The 17,363-nt window shown below is 53.2% G+C and carries 13 protein-coding genes; all 13 read right to left on the bottom strand.

Features of this window, described 5'->3' with window-relative positions:
* Positions 1–661 precede the first annotated feature (661 nt).
* Positions 662–1,660, bottom strand: coding sequence for a Gfo/Idh/MocA family protein (locus tag ACI5FR_RS05640; protein ID WP_405451456.1), 999 nt, complete (start codon positions 1,658–1,660; stop codon positions 662–664).
* Positions 1,653–2,804, bottom strand: coding sequence for an aminotransferase class V-fold PLP-dependent enzyme (locus ACI5FR_RS05635; RefSeq protein ID WP_405451453.1), 1,152 nt, complete (start codon positions 2,802–2,804; stop codon positions 1,653–1,655). The genes ACI5FR_RS05640 and ACI5FR_RS05635 overlap by 8 nt, the downstream gene beginning before the upstream one ends.
* A 33-nt stretch (positions 2,805–2,837) precedes the next feature.
* On the bottom strand, positions 2,838–3,053 hold the full coding sequence (locus tag ACI5FR_RS05630; protein ID WP_405451450.1) for an MBL fold metallo-hydrolase: 216 nt from the start codon (positions 3,051–3,053) through the stop codon (positions 2,838–2,840).
* Positions 3,054–3,450: 397 nt separating this feature from the next.
* Positions 3,451–4,227: an SDR family NAD(P)-dependent oxidoreductase gene (locus tag ACI5FR_RS05625; RefSeq protein WP_405451447.1), complete on the bottom strand. Its 777-nt coding sequence runs from the start codon at positions 4,225–4,227 to the stop codon at positions 3,451–3,453.
* Positions 4,224–4,634: a RidA family protein gene (locus tag ACI5FR_RS05620; RefSeq protein ID WP_405451445.1), complete on the bottom strand. Its 411-nt coding sequence runs from the start codon at positions 4,632–4,634 to the stop codon at positions 4,224–4,226. The genes ACI5FR_RS05625 and ACI5FR_RS05620 overlap by 4 nt, the downstream gene beginning before the upstream one ends.
* 211 nt (positions 4,635–4,845) lie before the next feature.
* The gene (locus ACI5FR_RS05615; protein ID WP_405451442.1) at positions 4,846–4,998 is read right to left on the bottom strand and encodes a hypothetical protein; all 153 of its coding nucleotides are present in this window, start codon (positions 4,996–4,998) and stop codon (positions 4,846–4,848) included.
* Positions 4,999–5,004: 6 nt separating this feature from the next.
* Positions 5,005–6,234: a Gfo/Idh/MocA family oxidoreductase gene (locus ACI5FR_RS05610; protein WP_405451439.1), complete on the bottom strand. Its 1,230-nt coding sequence runs from the start codon at positions 6,232–6,234 to the stop codon at positions 5,005–5,007.
* A 76-nt stretch (positions 6,235–6,310) separates the two neighbouring features.
* Positions 6,311–8,545, bottom strand: coding sequence for a helix-turn-helix domain-containing protein (locus ACI5FR_RS05605; protein WP_405451436.1), 2,235 nt, complete (start codon positions 8,543–8,545; stop codon positions 6,311–6,313).
* A 119-nt stretch (positions 8,546–8,664) separates the two neighbouring features.
* A complete protein-coding gene (locus tag ACI5FR_RS05600; protein ID WP_405451433.1) occupies positions 8,665–10,737 on the bottom strand; it encodes a beta-galactosidase trimerization domain-containing protein in 2,073 nt (690 codons plus the stop codon).
* Between the two features lie 12 nt (positions 10,738–10,749).
* Entirely contained in the window at positions 10,750–12,108 is a 1,359-nt protein-coding gene (locus tag ACI5FR_RS05595; protein WP_405451508.1) for an extracellular solute-binding protein, read from the bottom strand.
* A gap of 228 nt (positions 12,109–12,336) precedes the next feature.
* Positions 12,337–13,218 carry a carbohydrate ABC transporter permease gene (locus ACI5FR_RS05590; RefSeq protein WP_405451430.1) on the bottom strand — a complete coding sequence of 294 codons (882 nt, stop codon included), beginning with the start codon at positions 13,216–13,218 and terminating at the stop codon, positions 12,337–12,339.
* 31 nt (positions 13,219–13,249) lie between these two features.
* The gene (locus ACI5FR_RS05585) at positions 13,250–14,107 is read right to left on the bottom strand and encodes an ABC transporter permease (RefSeq protein WP_405451505.1); all 858 of its coding nucleotides are present in this window, start codon (positions 14,105–14,107) and stop codon (positions 13,250–13,252) included.
* A 325-nt stretch (positions 14,108–14,432) separates the two neighbouring features.
* Positions 14,433–16,727 (bottom strand): DUF4838 domain-containing protein, encoded by a 2,295-nt coding sequence (locus ACI5FR_RS05580; RefSeq protein WP_405451427.1) that lies wholly within the window; start codon positions 16,725–16,727, stop codon positions 14,433–14,435.
* Between the last annotated feature and the right edge of the window lie 636 nt (positions 16,728–17,363).

The following is a 17,363-nucleotide window of genomic DNA, read 5'->3' as shown; positions in this document are numbered from 1 at the left end:
CGTCGGTGAGCGCCTTAAGCGCGGCTTCGCCACCCGCCTTTTGCCACTTGGAGACGAATTCGTCGAAGGCCGAGATCGGCATCGCGCCGGTGATAATTTTCAAGAAATACGACTAAAATTTAATGAATCGGACGAATTCTAGAGCTACGAATGAGACTTTTTACAAAATCATTTGAGACTTTCTGTTATTATTTTGGTTATAGCTGAGACTTTCCGAAAATTATCATAACAGTCATAGAAGATTGATTGCAATATAGCATTTTCTAAAAGGTGAATAAGCAAAAATTACTGTAGAGTTTGCCCATACCGGCAGCCTGCCTCATTAAAATCAGTTGAACCTTTGAAGACTCTCGTTCTGCAACAATTTGATGTTTCGCGATCAAAGTAAAGCTCCTCCACGGCTTTGGCCCCGATATTGTTCCAATCGTAACGATTGTATCTCCCAGTCCCATTCAGATTTTTGTCCTCTTCCAAGTCCAATAGAAAGTAAAGCTGGTCCATGGTAGATTGGATGTACAAAGGAATCGTTCCTTTCGTAGATGGTCGGGCGCACTTCTAATCTACCAAGAAACGGTTTCTTTTTGTTTTCCTTTTACCCAAAAAAGGGGCTGCCCCCCAAGTCAGTATATTGACCTTTTGGGACAGCCTCTGATTCACAGCCTTATGCGAGTTCGATCTCCCGTCCCTCTGCGGCGGAACGGACGATCGCTTCCGCGATTTCGATCCCGTGAATCGCATCGGGGAACGACACATAGTCCGGCGCAATGCCGGTTGCTATGCAGCCAGCGATGTACTCCAACTGTTCCCTCAACGCGCCTTGCGCCTGGCCGTTCCGCAGCCGGTGAATGTGCAGATCCGGCGTATGGCGTCCGCCGGCATCCCAGAGGTCGAGGCCAGTCCCGCGGTTGTCGAACTGCGCGTTGCCGAGCCGGCCGATCACCTCGACGCTGTCGTTCATCGCGAGGCCGGCCTCGTCCGGCGTCATCCAGTTGCTGTGCACGATGGCGAGGACCCCGTTCCGGAATTCCAAGCAGGCCCACAGAATGTCCGGGTGCTCCGCTCCGGTCACCCATTGGCCGTATGCCCGGACCCGCTTGACCCGGCTTCGGGTGTACCACAGGGCCAAGTCAATATCGTGAACACCGGACAGATAAGCGGTATGCGTGCGGTTGTATAGCTGGAACATGCCCTTCGTCCGGGCTCGCTTGAAATACAGGCTCTGGAGCTCGCCCAGCGTCCCCGCCTGGATGGCCGCGCGGATCTCCGCGTAACGGGGATCGAAGCGCAGAATATGACCCGGCACAATATGGACTCCATGGCGTTCTGCCGCCTCCTGCATCTGTCTGGCCTCCTCTGCCTGCAGCGACACCGGCTTCTCCACGAGGACATGCTTACCCGCCTGCAGAGCCTGAAGCACGAGCGGGAGGCGCCCCTGCTCCGAGGTCACGATGCTGACCAAATCGATGCCGGATGCCCCCAGCAGTTCGGAGCTGTCCTGAATCCGGCGGGCTGCCGGATAGCGATCCCCAGTTCCGTCCAGGACGTCCGTCCGTTGGTCGCAGATCGCGGCGATCTCCACATTGGGAATGGACCGATACGCCTCCAGATGGCATTGCCCCCAGGCACCCAAGCCGATAACGGCTACGCGAAGCTTACGCATGGACACTCCCTCCCTCGGCAGCGGCTGCCGCCGGCAAAGCGGCGATCAGCCGATCGATATCGTCCGAATCGTTGAAGGCGTGCACGGAGGCCCGCAGCCGCCCGTCACCGCCCCATACGTAGATGCCTGTCCCCTGCAAGCGGGCGGCTACAAGCTCGCCCTGCTCGCAGACGAAGCTGACGTTGCCGGCGCGGCGCTCCGGTTCGCGGGGAGTCATGACTTCATAGCCCGCCTCACTCAAGCGGGCGATCAAATACCCGGCCAGCCGCTCGATCTGGGCCTCCACCCGGTCGATCCCAATGCCCAGCAGCAGCTCAGCCGAGAAGTTCATCGTGTAAATTGCGGGGTAGTTGGGGAACCCCAGCTCGAACCTTCGCGCGTCGTCATGGTATTCGAACGTAGCGAACCGGTCGGCGTGGAAGAGTTCCTGCACGCTGCGCCAGCCGGCCGACGCCGGCCGCAGGTCCCGTAGGCGCGCCGGATTCAAGGCAAGGACGCCCAGTCCATGCAAAGACATCAGCCATTTGTAGGAGCTGCATACGACCGCGTCGGCCGCCTGCAGATCTACTGGCACAGCGCCGAGCGACTGTGTCGCGTCCAGCAGCAGGAGCGTCTGCGTCTCGCGCAGCCGGGCGTAGAGCGAACGATAGTCCAGCCGGACTCCGCTCACGAAGCTGACGTGGCTGGTGAGGACGAGCCGCGTGCGGGCGTCGACCCGCGCGAACAGGTCGTCTCCGCTCACCTGCCAATCCCGGTGGGGCACCAGCCTTAGCTCGACCCCGAGCTCCTGCAGCAGCAAGACCGGAAGCATGCCGGACGGGAATTCCAGCGTATGCAGGACGATATTGTCCCCTGCCTGAAGGCGAAGCGACTGCAGGAACAGCGTGATCGCTTCCGAGGCGTTGGAGACCAGGGCAATGTCCTGGGCACGGCCGTTTAGCAGCTGGGCCAGCCGTTTCCGGAGCGACTGCTCGATTTCCGCATTCTTGGCCCGCCCGTCCGGTCCCAGCTCCCGGTTGCGAATATAAGCCTCCAGAGCTTGCGCGGCCCCCTGCAAAGGAGGGGTCTCCGCGCCGCTGTACAGCCATGTGACGCGCTCCAGCCCATGGAATGCGGATTTGGGGATAAGGGGTGAAAGCTTCAAGGGACGTTCCTCCTATGTTGTTTTTGCCCGTGCTTAGAGGCTTGGCGGCAGGTCCCACCGCTCGAAGGCGAAGTGCGCTTGGGCAATATCCTCGCGGGCCCGGCTCCAGACGAACGAGCCGTGTCCCGGATATAGACGCTCGATCCCGAGCTCGTGCAGCTTGGGGATGCTGTCCGCGTACGCCTGAACGTCGCAATCCCAACTGTTCTGCGCATAAATCTTGCCATTGGCGAATATGGCGTCGCCCATGAAGAGCGCCCTTCAGCCGTCCTCGTTCCACACGTAGTAGACGTGACCCAGGGCATGGCGCCTAGTGTGTCCACGACCGGCTTCAGCCTGCAACCGGCATCGATCAAGGCGTACTCCCCACCTCCGTCAAGGGAGAAACACGTTGCAGTCGTAGGGATGGCTCAGTTCGCTGCCATATGTCCACTGCCCGCCCAGACTACACGATCGGAGATGCGCATGCTACGCCCTCCCTCCGGCTGGCCGAAGCCCAACGCGAGCTAGTAATAGAAGTTCGCCGCCAGCCCTACTTCCTGCATCGACACCCACTCCTCCTTCGAATGCGCCTGGGCGATCGAACCCGGCCCGCAGTTTTACCGCTCCATTTCGACCCGCTCATTTTCATTGGGTCTGGAATGCTTTATGCATTTTTGCCGAACACGACCCCACCGTCGATGTAGAGCGGCGAGCCCATCATGAACTTGCTGTCGTCCGAAGCCAGGAACAGCGCGGCAAGAGCAACGTCCTCCGGCCTTCCCAGCTCTCCGCCGAGCTGGCGGGACATCAGGGAGGCGACCGCCGCCTCATGGTCCTCGTATGAGGACTTCAAGTAGCGCTCCACGAACGGTGTCAGGATCGTCCCCGGCAGCAAGGCGTTCACCCGGATGTTGTAGGGCGCGTAATCGACCTGCATCGATTTGGACAAGGCCAGGACAGCTCCCTTCGTCGCGGCATAGGATGCCCGGCGGGCCAGCCCGATCTCGGCGACGCACGAGGACATGTTGATAACGGAGCCTTTTCGCGCGCGCATCATGTGCGGCAGCACATATTTGCTTGGCAGATAGACGCCCTTGATATTCACCGCCGTAATCCGGTCCCAAGTGTCCGGCTCAAGCTCGTGCAGCGCACCTACGCCGCTGATGCCCGCATTGTTGAACAGCACGTCGATACGGCCGAATTGAGCGACGGCTTCCTCGGCGAGGCGGGACATATCCGCAGGATTCGTGACGTCCCCCTGGATGAAGACGGCTTGCCCGCCAGCTTCGCGAATGTCCCGGACCGTCTCGTTCCCCTTCTCTGTCTCGAGATCGTTGACGATGACGATGGCCCCTTCGCTCGCGAACAGGATTGCGGAGCTACGGCCGATCCCGGAGGCGGCCCCAGTGATCAGGGAGACCTTGCCGGCGAGGCGCGTCATGCTTCGCTCCTGGCCGGAGCTTCAGTCCTGACCGCCGGCGCGTAGGCAATGGCGTCGATCTCGATCAGGTAGCTCCCGATGCCGCATGTAATGGTAGTACGGGCGGGAAACGGCTCCTTCAACAGACGCCTGTAAGCTTCATTGTACCCTGGCACATCTTCTGGCCGAGCCAGGTAAGATTGGATCTTCACGATATGGTCGAGCGTCAAGCCGGCGGTGTGGAGAATCGTCTCGATGTTCCGCAGCGTCTGGGTCGTCTGTTCCTCGATCGTATCGCCGATGACTTGCCGGGTTGCGGGATCGACGCCCACCTGCCCGGAAATATAAACGAAGTCTCCCGCCACCAGCGCTTGGGAGAATGGCAAAGGAAATTCCGGCGCATGCCGGGTATGAATAGCAACGGACATGGGTTCACCTCGTGATAGAATATGGAGTCCGACACGTCGGATTGCTCAAATTTAATATATAATTTATCATAATTATATACAATCTATTTTTTCATGAATATTAAGCTTTACCCTTGTAAAGCACATAATCGCGAAATAGAAAAAACTGTTCGCCACGCAGCTAGCAGATGCACTACGGCAAACAGCTTTTTCGTCATCGCCATCTTCCCCTCTAGATCCACCCGTTCCGCGCCAGCTCCGACTTATCGTGGGAGCCAATATCGGCGAACTCCCGGTAGGACCGGTGAATATGTTCCCGCATGACCGCCTCTGCGCGGTCCGGATCGCGTAGAGCGTGTACGTCCGGATCACGTCGATCATTCACGGTGAATCAGTAAAACTCGCCTAACAATTCCTTAATCGTGACTGGACGGTTTTCCTTAATAGAAATATTGGCGGCAGCACCGATCAGAAGCGACATAGCTCCTGCCCGGGAACCGGCTTGCTGCTCAAGCGGGTCCGGTACATTCGTTCTGAAAATCATGCTTCGCAACAGAGCATCACTGCCGCCATGACTGCCGCTGGATTTTTCGATCTGAATGACGGTACGCTCACCTTCCCGGTTATACACATGGATAGATTGATGCCGAGCATCGTGGTCCGGACCGCTATAGAAGCCATCCGCTTCAATTCTCCCTTCCGTACCGGTAAGCGTAACCTTCCAGCCTTCATAGGGACTATAGGCTTTTAACGAATAGGACAGCAAAGCCCCCCGCATATACCTAACGGTTAGTGACAGCGTATCGTAGATGTCGATATCGTCGCTGAATACGCAACGATCCCGGAAATAGCCGTCAACATGCTCCGCTTCCAAGTAAAATTCCTTGTAGAAATGGCCCATGGCGCCATCCCGCATATCAAAATAAAATTCGCAAGACGATTTATGATCACAGGTCGAGCAGCGGTCCCCGCGCTTCTGCCGGGTTGGCCCGTAAAAGCGTGTGGATCCATGGGCAAAGACGGACTCGGGCTCATCGGCTAGCCACCAATTGACCAGATCAAAGTGATGTGTCGATTTGTGCACTAGCAGCCCTCCACTATTCTTCATGTTCCGATGCCAACGCCGGAAATAATCAGCCCCATGCGACTGATCCAAGGACCATTCCAGATGAATGCTTAAGATGTCGCCAATGCTCCCTTCACGAATTAGCTCCTTGATCCGGGCTGTATGGGGGAGGAACCGGACGTTGAAGGTAACGATAACTTGGCGCCCCGTACGCCTTTCAGCATCGAGTATCGCTTGGCATTTCTCACTGTCCGTCGTCATCGGTTTTTCCGATATGGCGTCGCATCCGGCTTCCAAAGCGCGAATAATGTAATGGTGGTGGAGGCTGTCCGGAGTAGTAACGATGACGGCATCCGGCTTCGCCTCCCGGATCATGGCATCAAAATCGACGTAAACGTCGACATTGCCGCATGCTTTGCTCATGGCCTGGGCCCGAACGAGATTGGTGTCGAAAATGCCTGCCAATCTCGCAATCTCTCTCAACTCCGTTTTAAACGACTTGGCAAACATGTTGAAGGCTCTGTGGCCGGCGCCCACTAAGACGTATTTTTTCATCCCCCTTTTCCTCCTTGCAGAGTGTGAACTGCGTTCGACATAAGATTCACCTTTTCCATTGTTTGAAAACATTAGTTCAAGACTGATTCAAGCGTTCTCGGAACTGGCCAGGCGTGATGCCTACCGTTTTCTTAAAATAGCGGATAAAGTTCTGGGAATTTTGATAGTTCATTTTCTGAGCGATCTCGGTGATCGTCATGTCCGTATTTTTCAGCAGCTCCTTAGAGATGCTCAGGCGATATTCCGCAATATAATCGCTGAAATTTACCCCAACTCCCCGGCGGAATACCCGGCGCAAGTAATCGGGATGAAAATTCAGCTGCTCCGCGCATTTTTCCAGCGTTAAATCGGTATCGAAGCGTTCATGGACGAGCTTGAGCATCTTTTCTGTGATGATCTGATACTGCAGCTGAGATTGCTCCTCCCGCCAGCGTACAAGCGGCCTCAATACCCGCTCCTCGAACCAAGCTTCGATTTCGTCGATCGCATCCAGTTCGAACAATTGCTCGAACACCGTTTTGTTGCCTTGCATCAACCCGCGGAGCGGTTCCTCTGGGGAATCCCCGACGAGGCCGATCAGAATGCGGACCAAATGCACCTGCAGTTCTCGGTAGTTGACATTCTCGGCGAGAAGCCATTCGGTGATTCCGCGGAGCGAAGCTTGTGCCGCCGAGAAATCCAATTCGTTCACGGCTTGGAACAGCTGCTTCTCCAGGGAGGTCGGATACTTGACATTCACGTTCTTGCCGGGGAACTGATCCTCGAAGAAGATAAGAGGCTGATCCACCGTTATGCTGCGATGCTTCAAAGATTCGCACGCTTCCCTAAAAGCTCGATGCACATTCGACAAATGCTCATAGGACTTGCTTATCCCGATCGCAGTTGTCAAGCCCAGATTCATCCGTACCAATTGATTCAACCTATCGGTGAATACGATCATGGATTGACGGAAATCGTGCTCATCCTCTTGATCCGCACCGATAATCATGATTTGATACTGACCGATAATAATCGGTTCAAGCCTGCATTCCTCTGGGAAGAGATCGCACATCATATTGCGCAAAGCGAACATGAGCCGCTCCCACTCCAGCTCCGCGTACTTCGATTGCTTCCAGTCGCTGAACTGGACCGCCATGACCCTTAACCTGGTCCACCTGACATCCAATTGATAGAACCGCGCCTTTTGCTCGGCCTCCGATGGATGAACTTCACCGAACAGCAGCTTGAACAGAAACAATTCCCGCAGCTGCAGAGCTTGCCCTTTAATTTGATCATGCATACTGTCCTGTTCGGAGATCAGCGATTCGATGCGGGTGCCTATTAATTGAAATTCGTCGGGCCGTTTTCCCGCTCCAACTGCGGACAGTCCGCCCGCAGCCTCATAGAGCCGCCGAATCGGCATATATACACGACGATTCATTAACGTAGCGGCCAAGAGCGTTAAGAGCAACACACCGATGCAGGCAAGAAGCGTGATCCAGCGAATCGTACGGGAATCCTTCGTAATCTCGGCATTCGAGTAGAAGGAGAAGTAATACCAGCCGTTGTAGCTCGACTTTTTCACAACGGTGAAATATTGCTCATCATAGCGGATAACGGCGCTAGTCGTGTGCTCCAGTGCCTCGGTCACCCGTGCCGCGAACGCATCGCTGAACCGTTCACCAATCGCCAGCGTTCCCTCCGTCTTCGCCAGCACGTCGAAGCTGTCATTGGCAATAAGCTGCACATCGCTTTCTCCAGCGGGTTTAATCCGCTTCTCCAGTTCGTAATGGGGGATCCTTATCCCAATAACACCTGAGGGGGAGAGGGAGGTGAGCGGCGTCTTCTTAATCAGCAGGACCGAGCTGCCTCCGTTCGTCCCCTCGTTTTTCCAAGAGGAAGACCGATTGCCGGATGCATAGCTTGTCAGAAGCTCAAGGTCCGGGCGTTCTGTCAGCAAGGTCACTCCTCGATTGTCGATCACCCATTTGTTCACGTAATTGACGTAGAAAACATCGCTAATCCCCATCTCAAAGCTTTGTAATCGCGACAGCTGCACGGATAAATCTTGAAACGACAAATGAAGTTTCCGATTCGACGGATCCCAGACGGCAGCGTCCTGCAGCAGGGGGGAATTCGCCAGCTGCGTTACATAGAAATCGATTGTCATGAAGAGCTGCTCTAAGCGCAATTCCGTTTCGGTCAACAGTTGCACATTATGTTGATCGACCTGCCGCTGAATTTTGCTGGAGAAAAAGTAGTACGCAAAGCTGCCTAATGCCAGTACCGGAATTGTCCCCACAAGGATACTGATCACCATTAACCGAAACAAAAATCGGGGAGACCTCCATTTCATGCTGCCACCTCATCTCGCTCCGTGGAATCATGCGATACAGATTTACTATGTTCACGTATTCGGGAGCGAGACTGGATTCCCCTCTATGAAGACAGTCAGTCTACTCCTTCAACAACAACCGCCGTGTGAATCTCCAAACGGGGGACTAGGAAGCTGATCCGGTCTTGCTCGCATGTGAAATCGAGCTCGACGCCTTCCGGCTGCAGCAGAACGCGAGTCGCTTGAACACCAAGCGACACTCGGATATTGGTGATTGCCGCAACATCCTCAATAAACGACTTAGAGCCCGCCGCCTTGTCTTCCCGGACATTGATAAGATGCACGATGAGGCGGGACGGCTCACGCTGCCGCATAACATTGACCTCCACGCTGAGCGGCGCCTTCACTTCAACCTTAGGATTCGGATAAAGCTTCCTTATGCCATTCAAGTAAATGTTTCGCAACCAAGGCGAGCCGGAGCTCCAGTAAGCAGCCTCAATTGGCCCGGCAATATACATGCATTTCCCTTTGCCCGGGGTATGAAATGTAATTGCCGGGTCGGGCGTGCGTCTCGCCGGATGGGCATGCTGGTGGTATACGTGCCGATTAACCGTCGTTTCCAGAGCAGGCTCCGTCAGGGAGCACAGGACTTCCGACGATGTAGGCACAACCCGCAGCGACCGCTGATCTGCCTGCTTGAGTAGGATCGGCATGTCCGGCACATTCTCCGCAAGCCTCGCATCTATAGAATCGAGATAGGTCAAACTGTAAGTCGATTCATCCAGGAATTGCACACCGAATAGATCGGCTAGACCGAAATCAGCATCTCGTTCACCGTCCGACTTGTAAAGCGATGTCCGTCCGGAAGCGACTAGACAACCGCCATTCTGGACATATTCGCGGATGCGTCGTTGAACGGTATCGGATAAATAAGCTTGATCCGGTACGATCAGCAGTTCATAACGCTCCAGCCTCTCAAGCAGGTGCGTTTCGTCGATAATGTCGAAATGGATATGGCCCTCGGTTAATATTCGATGAACGCCCTGAAGATGTTCTTCGTTTTTGCTGCGAGCGAGTGCGGCATCCTCCAGCATCCGCTTGTTCTCGAGGGCGTATAGGACGGCAACCATCGGTTCGCTCTCAGCTTCTAGCAGCCAGGGCTCCAAGGTCTTAACCCAATGGTTAGCGGCGCTGATGGCACTCATGACAGGAGCAGGTATGCGGCCCTTGTACTCACCGGACGGATAAGCTACATGCCCGAAGCTGATGGACCCGCCGTTCGCGACGGCGATCGCCGCTGTCGTCATAAGAGTCGGAGTTGGCGCTAGCGTCCACTCTCCCCAGCTGCCCATCTCACTTGGCATCATTAACTCGAAAGGCTTGGCGAACGACCGCTTCCAACGGGCTAGCAGGCTGCCATAAGCATAATGCGGCGGATGAAACTCGGACGTGAAATAATCGGCGTATCGATCAGTCTCAACCTGACCGAATCGCGGGTCTCCGGCATGATTCCAACCAATCAGCAGCTCAGGATTAATCGCTTTAAGCCGCATTGCCGCATCCCGCATGAAATGCTGTCGGATGTCCCGGCGAAATGCCTGCCACTGCGACATCGCAGTAGTACCGGGCTGAGGTGATGTCGGCATGGCATACCCATATCGAGCCTTATAGCGAGTCTGGCAGTATTCGCAATAACAGCAGTTCGTCCATACATAAGAAATATCGAAGAAGAAGCCCGAAACCTCATAATGTGTGGCGATTTCCTCCAGTTGGCCATACACATAGTCCCGATAAGGCGAATTCATGCAAAGAAGGTCGTAAAATCCGAAAGCTTCCGTCACCGGTTCCTGTTCCGCGGTCCGCTGCCGGTAGTCGGGATTCTGCAGGGCAACGTGCGTGTTCAACCCCACATTGTAATAGGCGACCAGGTTGATTCCGTGACGCTTCGCGGCAGCCGACGCCTCGGCCAGCAAATCGCCCTTCAGCTTGGCATTCTTGTGTCCGATCCGTGTGTCGTAGTAACTGTTGCCAAAGGCATCCTTCGTCATGAACGTTATCGTCTGCATGCCGGCTGCAGCTGCGCCTGCTATATACGACTCCACGTCCAGAGTCACTTCCGGAATCGCTTCGCCTGCGTGAAAGTCGAATAAACCCCGGCGAAACGTTCGTTTGTATAGATCACCGCCCATGTCGTCCTCCCGTTACTTATGCGTCTTGGCATATTCCGCTGTGAATTCTTCCGTGATCTTATCGCCGCCGTTTTTACGCCAGCTTTCAATTTGACTCTTCCATTCGGCTTCGTCGATCTCACCGATAATGAATTTATTGCGCGCATCTGTAATTTGCTTATCCAACTGCGCCCCCTTCTCCACATTCGTCGCCGAGATGTAAGGTACCGTCGGATCGAACACCGCCTTCTTCTCGTTCTCCACCAGAATTTGTTTCCACTTGGATTCGAGAGGGGTATCGCCCTTCTTCGGTCCGAACAACCCCAATTTGACCATGAGCTGATTCAGGGGGTTGATCTCATTGTTGTACAAGTCTGTATTAATCTTAGGGATCCCGTTCTCGAGCGTGTATGTGTTCCCCTCAACCCCGTACAAGGTCAGATCGATCATAGGCTGATCCGTCATTTTATCGAAAAAGTGCAGCATATCCTTTAAATCCTGCTCCGTTTTCACGCTGCTCTTCGGAAACATAAACGTGCCCGCGAATCCAGGGCTTCCGGTGGCAAATTCGCCATTTGGTCCTTTCACCCCAGTTATTGCATCCAGCACCGCATTAGGATTTAATTTCTTCAGATCGGCATACAAGGCAGAGGTTATGCCGTCAACAGCCGAATTAATAACCATCCCTGCCTTGCCCTGATTAATATTGGCCACGTAGCCGTCCTTCACAATCAGGAAGTCCTGGTTCATCAGCTTCTCGCTGTACAGCCGTTTCATGAACTTCATCGCTTCCAAGTATTGAGGCGTGGTGAATGCCGGGACCATCTTGCCCCCTTGAACACCCCAGTTGACAGGAGCACCGAAGAAAACAGCCATATCGATAAACGCATTACCATTATCGCTCAGCCCGAACGTATCGTTCTTGCCGTTCTTATCCGGATCTTTATTCGTAAACGCTTGCAAGACATTGTAAAGTTCATCGGTCGTCTTCGGCGGCTGAAGCCCCAGATTGTCGAGCCAGTCTTTCCGGATCATGATTCCCTCGCGGCTGACCGGGCGCGTACGGGGCAATGCGTACAGCTTGCCGTCCACGGATATGTTGTTCAAGATTTGCGGATTTAGCTTGCTCAGGTTCGGATAATCCTTTATATACCCGCCAATCTCCCAGAACATGCCGGAACGGGCTCCATTGACGATATTCGCCTGCTTGTTATCGAGCACGATCAATACCTTCGGCATCGTACCGGAGGCAATCGTGGCATTGAGTTTTTCTTGGTAAGCCGCTCCCACAACCCAGTTCATCTCCAGCTTGACGCCCGTATACTCTTCGATCTTCTTAACAGCTGCGCTATCGGCCTTGATGGGCTCCGTCGTGTACTGCGGGACCATCATAGACACCGTTATTTGTCTCTTAGGCGCAGCTGTCGGACTTGCGGCTGTCGTTGATGAAGATGGGGAAGATGAGCTTTTTGTATCCTCGGAAGAGCTGCAGCCGGCAATAGTCCCAATGAGCAAACCTGATGCGGCCGTCATGAGTGTTACCTTTTTTATCAGTTCCGTTTTCTTATTCATTCTGGAAACCCTCCTTGTATGGTGCTCGATCTATTGGAGTATGGACCCTCAACCTTTTACGGATCCGAGATACAGCCCTTTGGCAAAATGCTTTTGCAAAAACGGATATACGCACAAAATCGGCAGCATGGAAACTACAATTACCGCCATCTTGATTGTTACTGCGGGCGGTACGACGAAGGATTCACCAAACTGCGTCGAATCGCCGAATCCCCCTTGCGAAAGAATCACAATTTGCCTTAACAAAACCTGGATCGGCCACTTCGCAGCATCATTGATGTACAGAATGGCTGAAAAATAGCTATTCCAGTGTCCTACGGCATAAAAAAGCGTTAACGTGGCGAGCGCAGGCTTGGAAAGCGGCAAAATTATTTTATAGTAAATCTGAAAATCGTTGCAGCCGTCGATCTTCGCGGATTCCTCCAGCCCTTCAGGCAGCTGTTGAAAAAAGTTTTTGAGCACAATCAGATAAAATGCGCTAATCGCTCCGGGGATAATTAAGGACATGTAAGAATCCATCATCCCCACTGCCTTGACGACAAGAAAAGTCGGAATCATGCCACCGCTGAAAATCATAGAGAACGTAACAAGGAACAGCACTCCCCTCCGATAGCTCAGATCTTTTCTTGCTAGAGGGTAAGCCATCAGACTGGTCATCAACAGGTTCGTAAAGGTTCCAACGATGGTGATCATGACCGAAACCAATAAACTTCTGGAAATGGAGCTAGTCGAGAAAATATACTTATAAGCCGTAAAATCAAGCTTGCTTGGAATCAAAAGAAACGGTTTCTGCGTCACCTCCTCCGAGGAGGCAAGTGAAGCAGCAATAACGTACAAGAAGGGCAGCAGCGTGATTAGCGAAACAAAAATCAGGAACACAACATTCATCGTATCGAATATACGGCTAGGTAGGGACAAATTACGGGTCATAGGTGCCACCGCCTCATGTAGTTAAGCGTATTCAAAATATACCATCCTCTCCTGCTTTTCGGGCCCCGTAATTGGCCGCGATCACCAGGATGGCTCCAACAAGCGATTTGAATAATCCCACTGCGGTGCTGTAGCTATAGTCTCCTTGTTGAATGGCAACCGTGTACACATATGTGTCGAATACTTCGCCAACCTCACGATTCAAGGAATTCAGCATAAGGAAGATTTGCTCAAAGCCTGTATCCAAGAAACTGCCTAACCGGAGGATAAGGAGGATGATGATGGTGCTTCGAATCGCAGGCAGAGTAACATGCCACATCCGGCGCAGCCTTCCCGCACCATCAATCGTGGCGGCTTCATATTGCTGAGGGTCTACTCCGCTGATGGCGGCAAGAAAAATAATAGTGCCCCATCCGCTTTCCTTCCAGATCACTTGGGAAGTGATCGCTGTACGAAACCAATCCGAGCTTTGAAGAACATCTACGGGTTTCATGCCCGCTGAGGCCATCAGATGAGGAACAATTCCATCTTGAGTCGTAAATAGAGTATAGCAAATGCCAATCACGACGACCCAGGAAATAAAATGCGGCACATAGATGATCGTTTGTACCGTACGCTTGAATGCTTCTAATCGCAATTCATTTAGAAGCAATGCAAGAATGATCGGCAGCGGGAAGAAGAAAACAATGTTGTACAGGGCCAGCATGAGTGTATTACGGAACAGCATCCAGAAGTCGGAGTCGCCGAAAAACCGTTCAAAATGTGCCAAACCAATCCATTCGCTGCCCATAATCCCCAAAAACGGCTGATACTTCTGAAAAGCAATGAGCATTCCCCACATCGGCAAATACTTAAATACGAGAAAATAGAGTAGTCCAGGGAGAAGCATCGCATACAGCCACTTGTTGCGTATGAGTACGGCCAAGAAATGTTAACCTCCTTTCCATGTCTGATGAAATCGTATTCATCCTTACCGTAGCCGTTCCCGTATGGTGCCGTCTATAATCCGAACCGTACTTCGTGACTTCCACAGCGTGATAATCAGGAGCGGACCATTGTCCAGCCGGGGGGAAGGTCTGTGATTAGGCTGTGGCCGTATAAAAATACCCCGAAGCCCTGTCAAAGGGGATCGGGGATATCAGGATAACTCTATCACCGCGTCAATTGGGTCTTCCTCTTTCAGAATAGGCCCGGCTCTGAGCGTTTTGTTTAAATTACTGCCTAACGGCGATAATCCGATCCACATACAAATTTCTTATAGCTGTGGAATTCGGCGGCGCCAGCCAAAGGTAATGGACCGTCAAGGCAGGATCGTACTCGTACACCCACGGGAATTCCACATAATGATACTCCCCGTCGGCGAACTCTCCGTAGGCTTTCCAAGCCGTATCTTCCTTCGGCGGATAGATGCCGTAATCAAATGCCTTGGCGCCTGGTGACCCGGTTCCGGGATCAATCCGGACGTTCGCATACAGCTTCCATTTCCCTGTTCGCGGAAGGGTCAGGTCGGGCAATTGGATCGCCCATGCGTTTGTGCTTCCCGTGACTCTTGCGGCTGCATTGTCGGAAGCTTTCGGATCCTGTACGATTTTGGTGCCGACCGGAGCATGCAACCGGAGTGCGTTATCCTGATAATCAATCCAGTCCGTTGCAGGCAAATTTCGCACAAAGTCTGGAACCGTCGGAACCGTTCGGCCGACCTCGATCATTTCATATAGCGATGCGATACTGCTATTGACCTTGTAATGGACCACATCCGCCGTATAAGTTTTGAACCGCTGGAATCGGTTCGTAAAATCGTAATCCCATGCGACGCCTCTATCACCGGCTTCCTTCATGTACTCAACGCCGCGCATAAGAATGACATAGTCCACTTCCACGCGAGCCTTCTGCACATGCTCCAGCAGCACCGGTTCATTCGCGACCGCAGCCGCTGCTTGTTCGAACCATTCGTCCGCCTGGCGCATCAAATCGAAGGTCAAGTAGGATGATGTTATGGGCGTGGAACCGGTTAGAGCGGAATCGCTTTGTTCAAACGTCTGTTGCAGCAAGTTCAAATAGTCGCTGATGTACGGCGCGGCGTCTCCGTAATAGCCCTGTACGAATTCGTCGATCAACGCCTTGTAATCCTGGTTCGGATTCCACAACAGCTTTGCGCCAACCCATGCACGAAGATAGGCAAAGCCGGTATCGCCGGGAGCGTAAATATTTTGCATTTGCTGGCCGAAATAGCCCTTGAACGCCGGGAATTGGGCGATAAACTGCAGCGTTTCGCTCATCGCTTTCAGGTTCGGATATGGCATCAAATAGCCGCCTCCGTTAAAATCGGTAAGATAATCCCAGAGAATCACGTTTTTCGATATATCCGCCCATTGCCGTAAATTGTCTTCATAAAACCGGTTTTGCGGAGCGTTGACCGGCCTGCCGTGATCTTTAAAGACCGGAGCCGCCGTAATTACAACGTTGTCCGCAACCGTCATCCCCGTAGGCGCTTCGAAGCTGAACATGTATGCCAAGGTACCGATTCTCGCCTCTGGAATAACGGCGCTTACACGGCGGGCAACATCGCTGACGAGATCCAAGGTGGGGGCCGCCAATGAACCTCCATGCAGCTCCGCAAACGCCTGACTGGCCGCGTCCGGTATCCATATGTCATCTCTTTGGCTAAATCCGTAGGAAGCGTCTTTCCCTTGGGCTTTCCGCTGGTTAATGATGCCGATCAAGTTAGCAGCGGCAATCTGCCGGACTTTCTCATCCATCGCCAGCAATTGCCTGCCGTTGTGATATTCGGTTTGCGGAACGATGCTGTAAAAATTGTGCACGTCGTACGGCCAATAGTTCGACCAGCTGTCCAGCCAAGGCTGCGACTGCGGAACATGATTGTATCGGTCTCTATATTTTCCGTTGAGCAGATTATGAGCGCGGTACTGCTCGTCATTGCCGTCGCTGACATACATTTCACGATATTCGAAGCGCGGCACCTGAACGTCATTGCCGACCGTCACTTTCAGCTTGGAAAGATTGGGGACGTATGTATGCTCCGGCGCAAACCATTTTACACCCGCGTATTGCTCCAAAAAATAATTGACTCCGTACATCGTGCCGCGCGAATGGCTTCCTGCAATGACGATGTATTGCTGCGACTTGCGGATGACAAATCCGTCCTCTCCTAGCATATTCCCGGAAAGTTCCGGAACCAGGTTCTCGGTCAGCGCGTTTCTCCCCACGAGCACCGTCGGTCCATTAGGCGGAGCCGAGCCCGTCGACAGTTGAAAAGAGGCGCCTGTGACCTGCGTCAAATAATCGACCAACTCTTCGGCCGCATGCGTCTCCATACTGTTTGCGCTCGAATGGACGAAGACCCGGTACATCGCATTGCCGTTGTTGGCCAGCATGACATTTTGTTCATTACCGGAGTCGTTGTTTTCGTTTTCAGCGAACGCAAAGCTTTGAAAGACCGCACACACGAGAACAAAAGTCAAAATACAAATGATCGTTTTCCTCGCCAACCTGATCGCCTCCTATTTTTTGAACATTGACTGGGGTAATCCACAGATTTTCTTGAATGAATCAAAAATCGTAAGCTCGGTATGTTTCAGCAAGCTTGGACGACTCGACGCGGTATTGGGCCAAGTAATCGCTCAAATTCATGCCCATTCCTTCCCGGTGCTCGAAGACGGACTTATTTTCCCGGGACAGCATTTGCAATCGCATATAGCCATTTGTTACGCAAAAGTACGGCCAAGGGCACCAAGCCTCCTTTCTTGCAGATGAAATCGCTTTCATCATTAAGGTAGCCGTTCCCGCATGGTGCCGTCTATAATCCAAACCGTACTTCGAGGCTTCCGCGGCGGGATAATCAGGAGCGGACCATTGTCCTCCCGGGGGATCGTTCATGATTAGGCTGAGGCCGTATAAAAATACCCGGACATTAACAGCACTAATCAGCTCACGGTCCTGTCCGTTTATTGTCAGAATACGAATTACGGTGATTGGTTGACCGTTTCCGGGCATAGCCCAGGCATGCGTTATTACTCCACCGGCTTTCAGGAACCTGAACGCTCAGGGTTAAAAGTTTGATTCGGCATTCACAGCACAAGACCAAGCGTTGAGTACCGACGTCAGCTTTTCGTTTACCGTGTTAA

Source organism: Paenibacillus sp. HJGM_3, assembly GCF_045062745.1.
Lineage (GTDB): Bacteria > Bacillota > Bacilli > Paenibacillales > NBRC-103111 > Paenibacillus_AA.
This window is presented reverse-complemented; position numbering and strand designations above follow the sequence as displayed.

Bases quoted from the DNA above. Each gene is read 5' to 3' on its own strand.
- ACI5FR_RS05640 (WP_405451456.1), bottom strand. From the start codon at position 1,660: ATGCGTAAGCTTCGCGTAGCCGTTATCGGCTTGGGTGCCTGGGGGCAA.
- ACI5FR_RS05630 (WP_405451450.1), bottom strand. From the start codon at position 3,053: ATGGGCGACGCCATATTCGCCAATGGCAAGATTTATGCGCAGAACAGT.
- ACI5FR_RS05625 (WP_405451447.1), bottom strand. From the start codon at position 4,227: ATGACGCGCCTCGCCGGCAAGGTCTCCCTGATCACTGGGGCCGCCTCC.
- ACI5FR_RS05620 (WP_405451445.1), bottom strand. From the start codon at position 4,634: ATGTCCGTTGCTATTCATACCCGGCATGCGCCGGAATTTCCTTTGCCA.
- ACI5FR_RS05610 (WP_405451439.1), bottom strand. From the start codon at position 6,234: ATGAAAAAATACGTCTTAGTGGGCGCCGGCCACAGAGCCTTCAACATG.
- ACI5FR_RS05600 (WP_405451433.1), bottom strand. From the start codon at position 10,737: ATGGGCGGTGATCTATACAAACGAACGTTTCGCCGGGGTTTATTCGAC.
- ACI5FR_RS05595 (WP_405451508.1), bottom strand. From the start codon at position 12,108: ATGATGGTCCCGCAGTACACGACGGAGCCCATCAAGGCCGATAGCGCA.
- ACI5FR_RS05590 (WP_405451430.1), bottom strand. From the start codon at position 13,218: ATGACCCGTAATTTGTCCCTACCTAGCCGTATATTCGATACGATGAAT.
- ACI5FR_RS05585 (WP_405451505.1), bottom strand. From the start codon at position 14,107: ATGCTTCTCCCTGGACTACTCTATTTTCTCGTATTTAAGTATTTGCCG.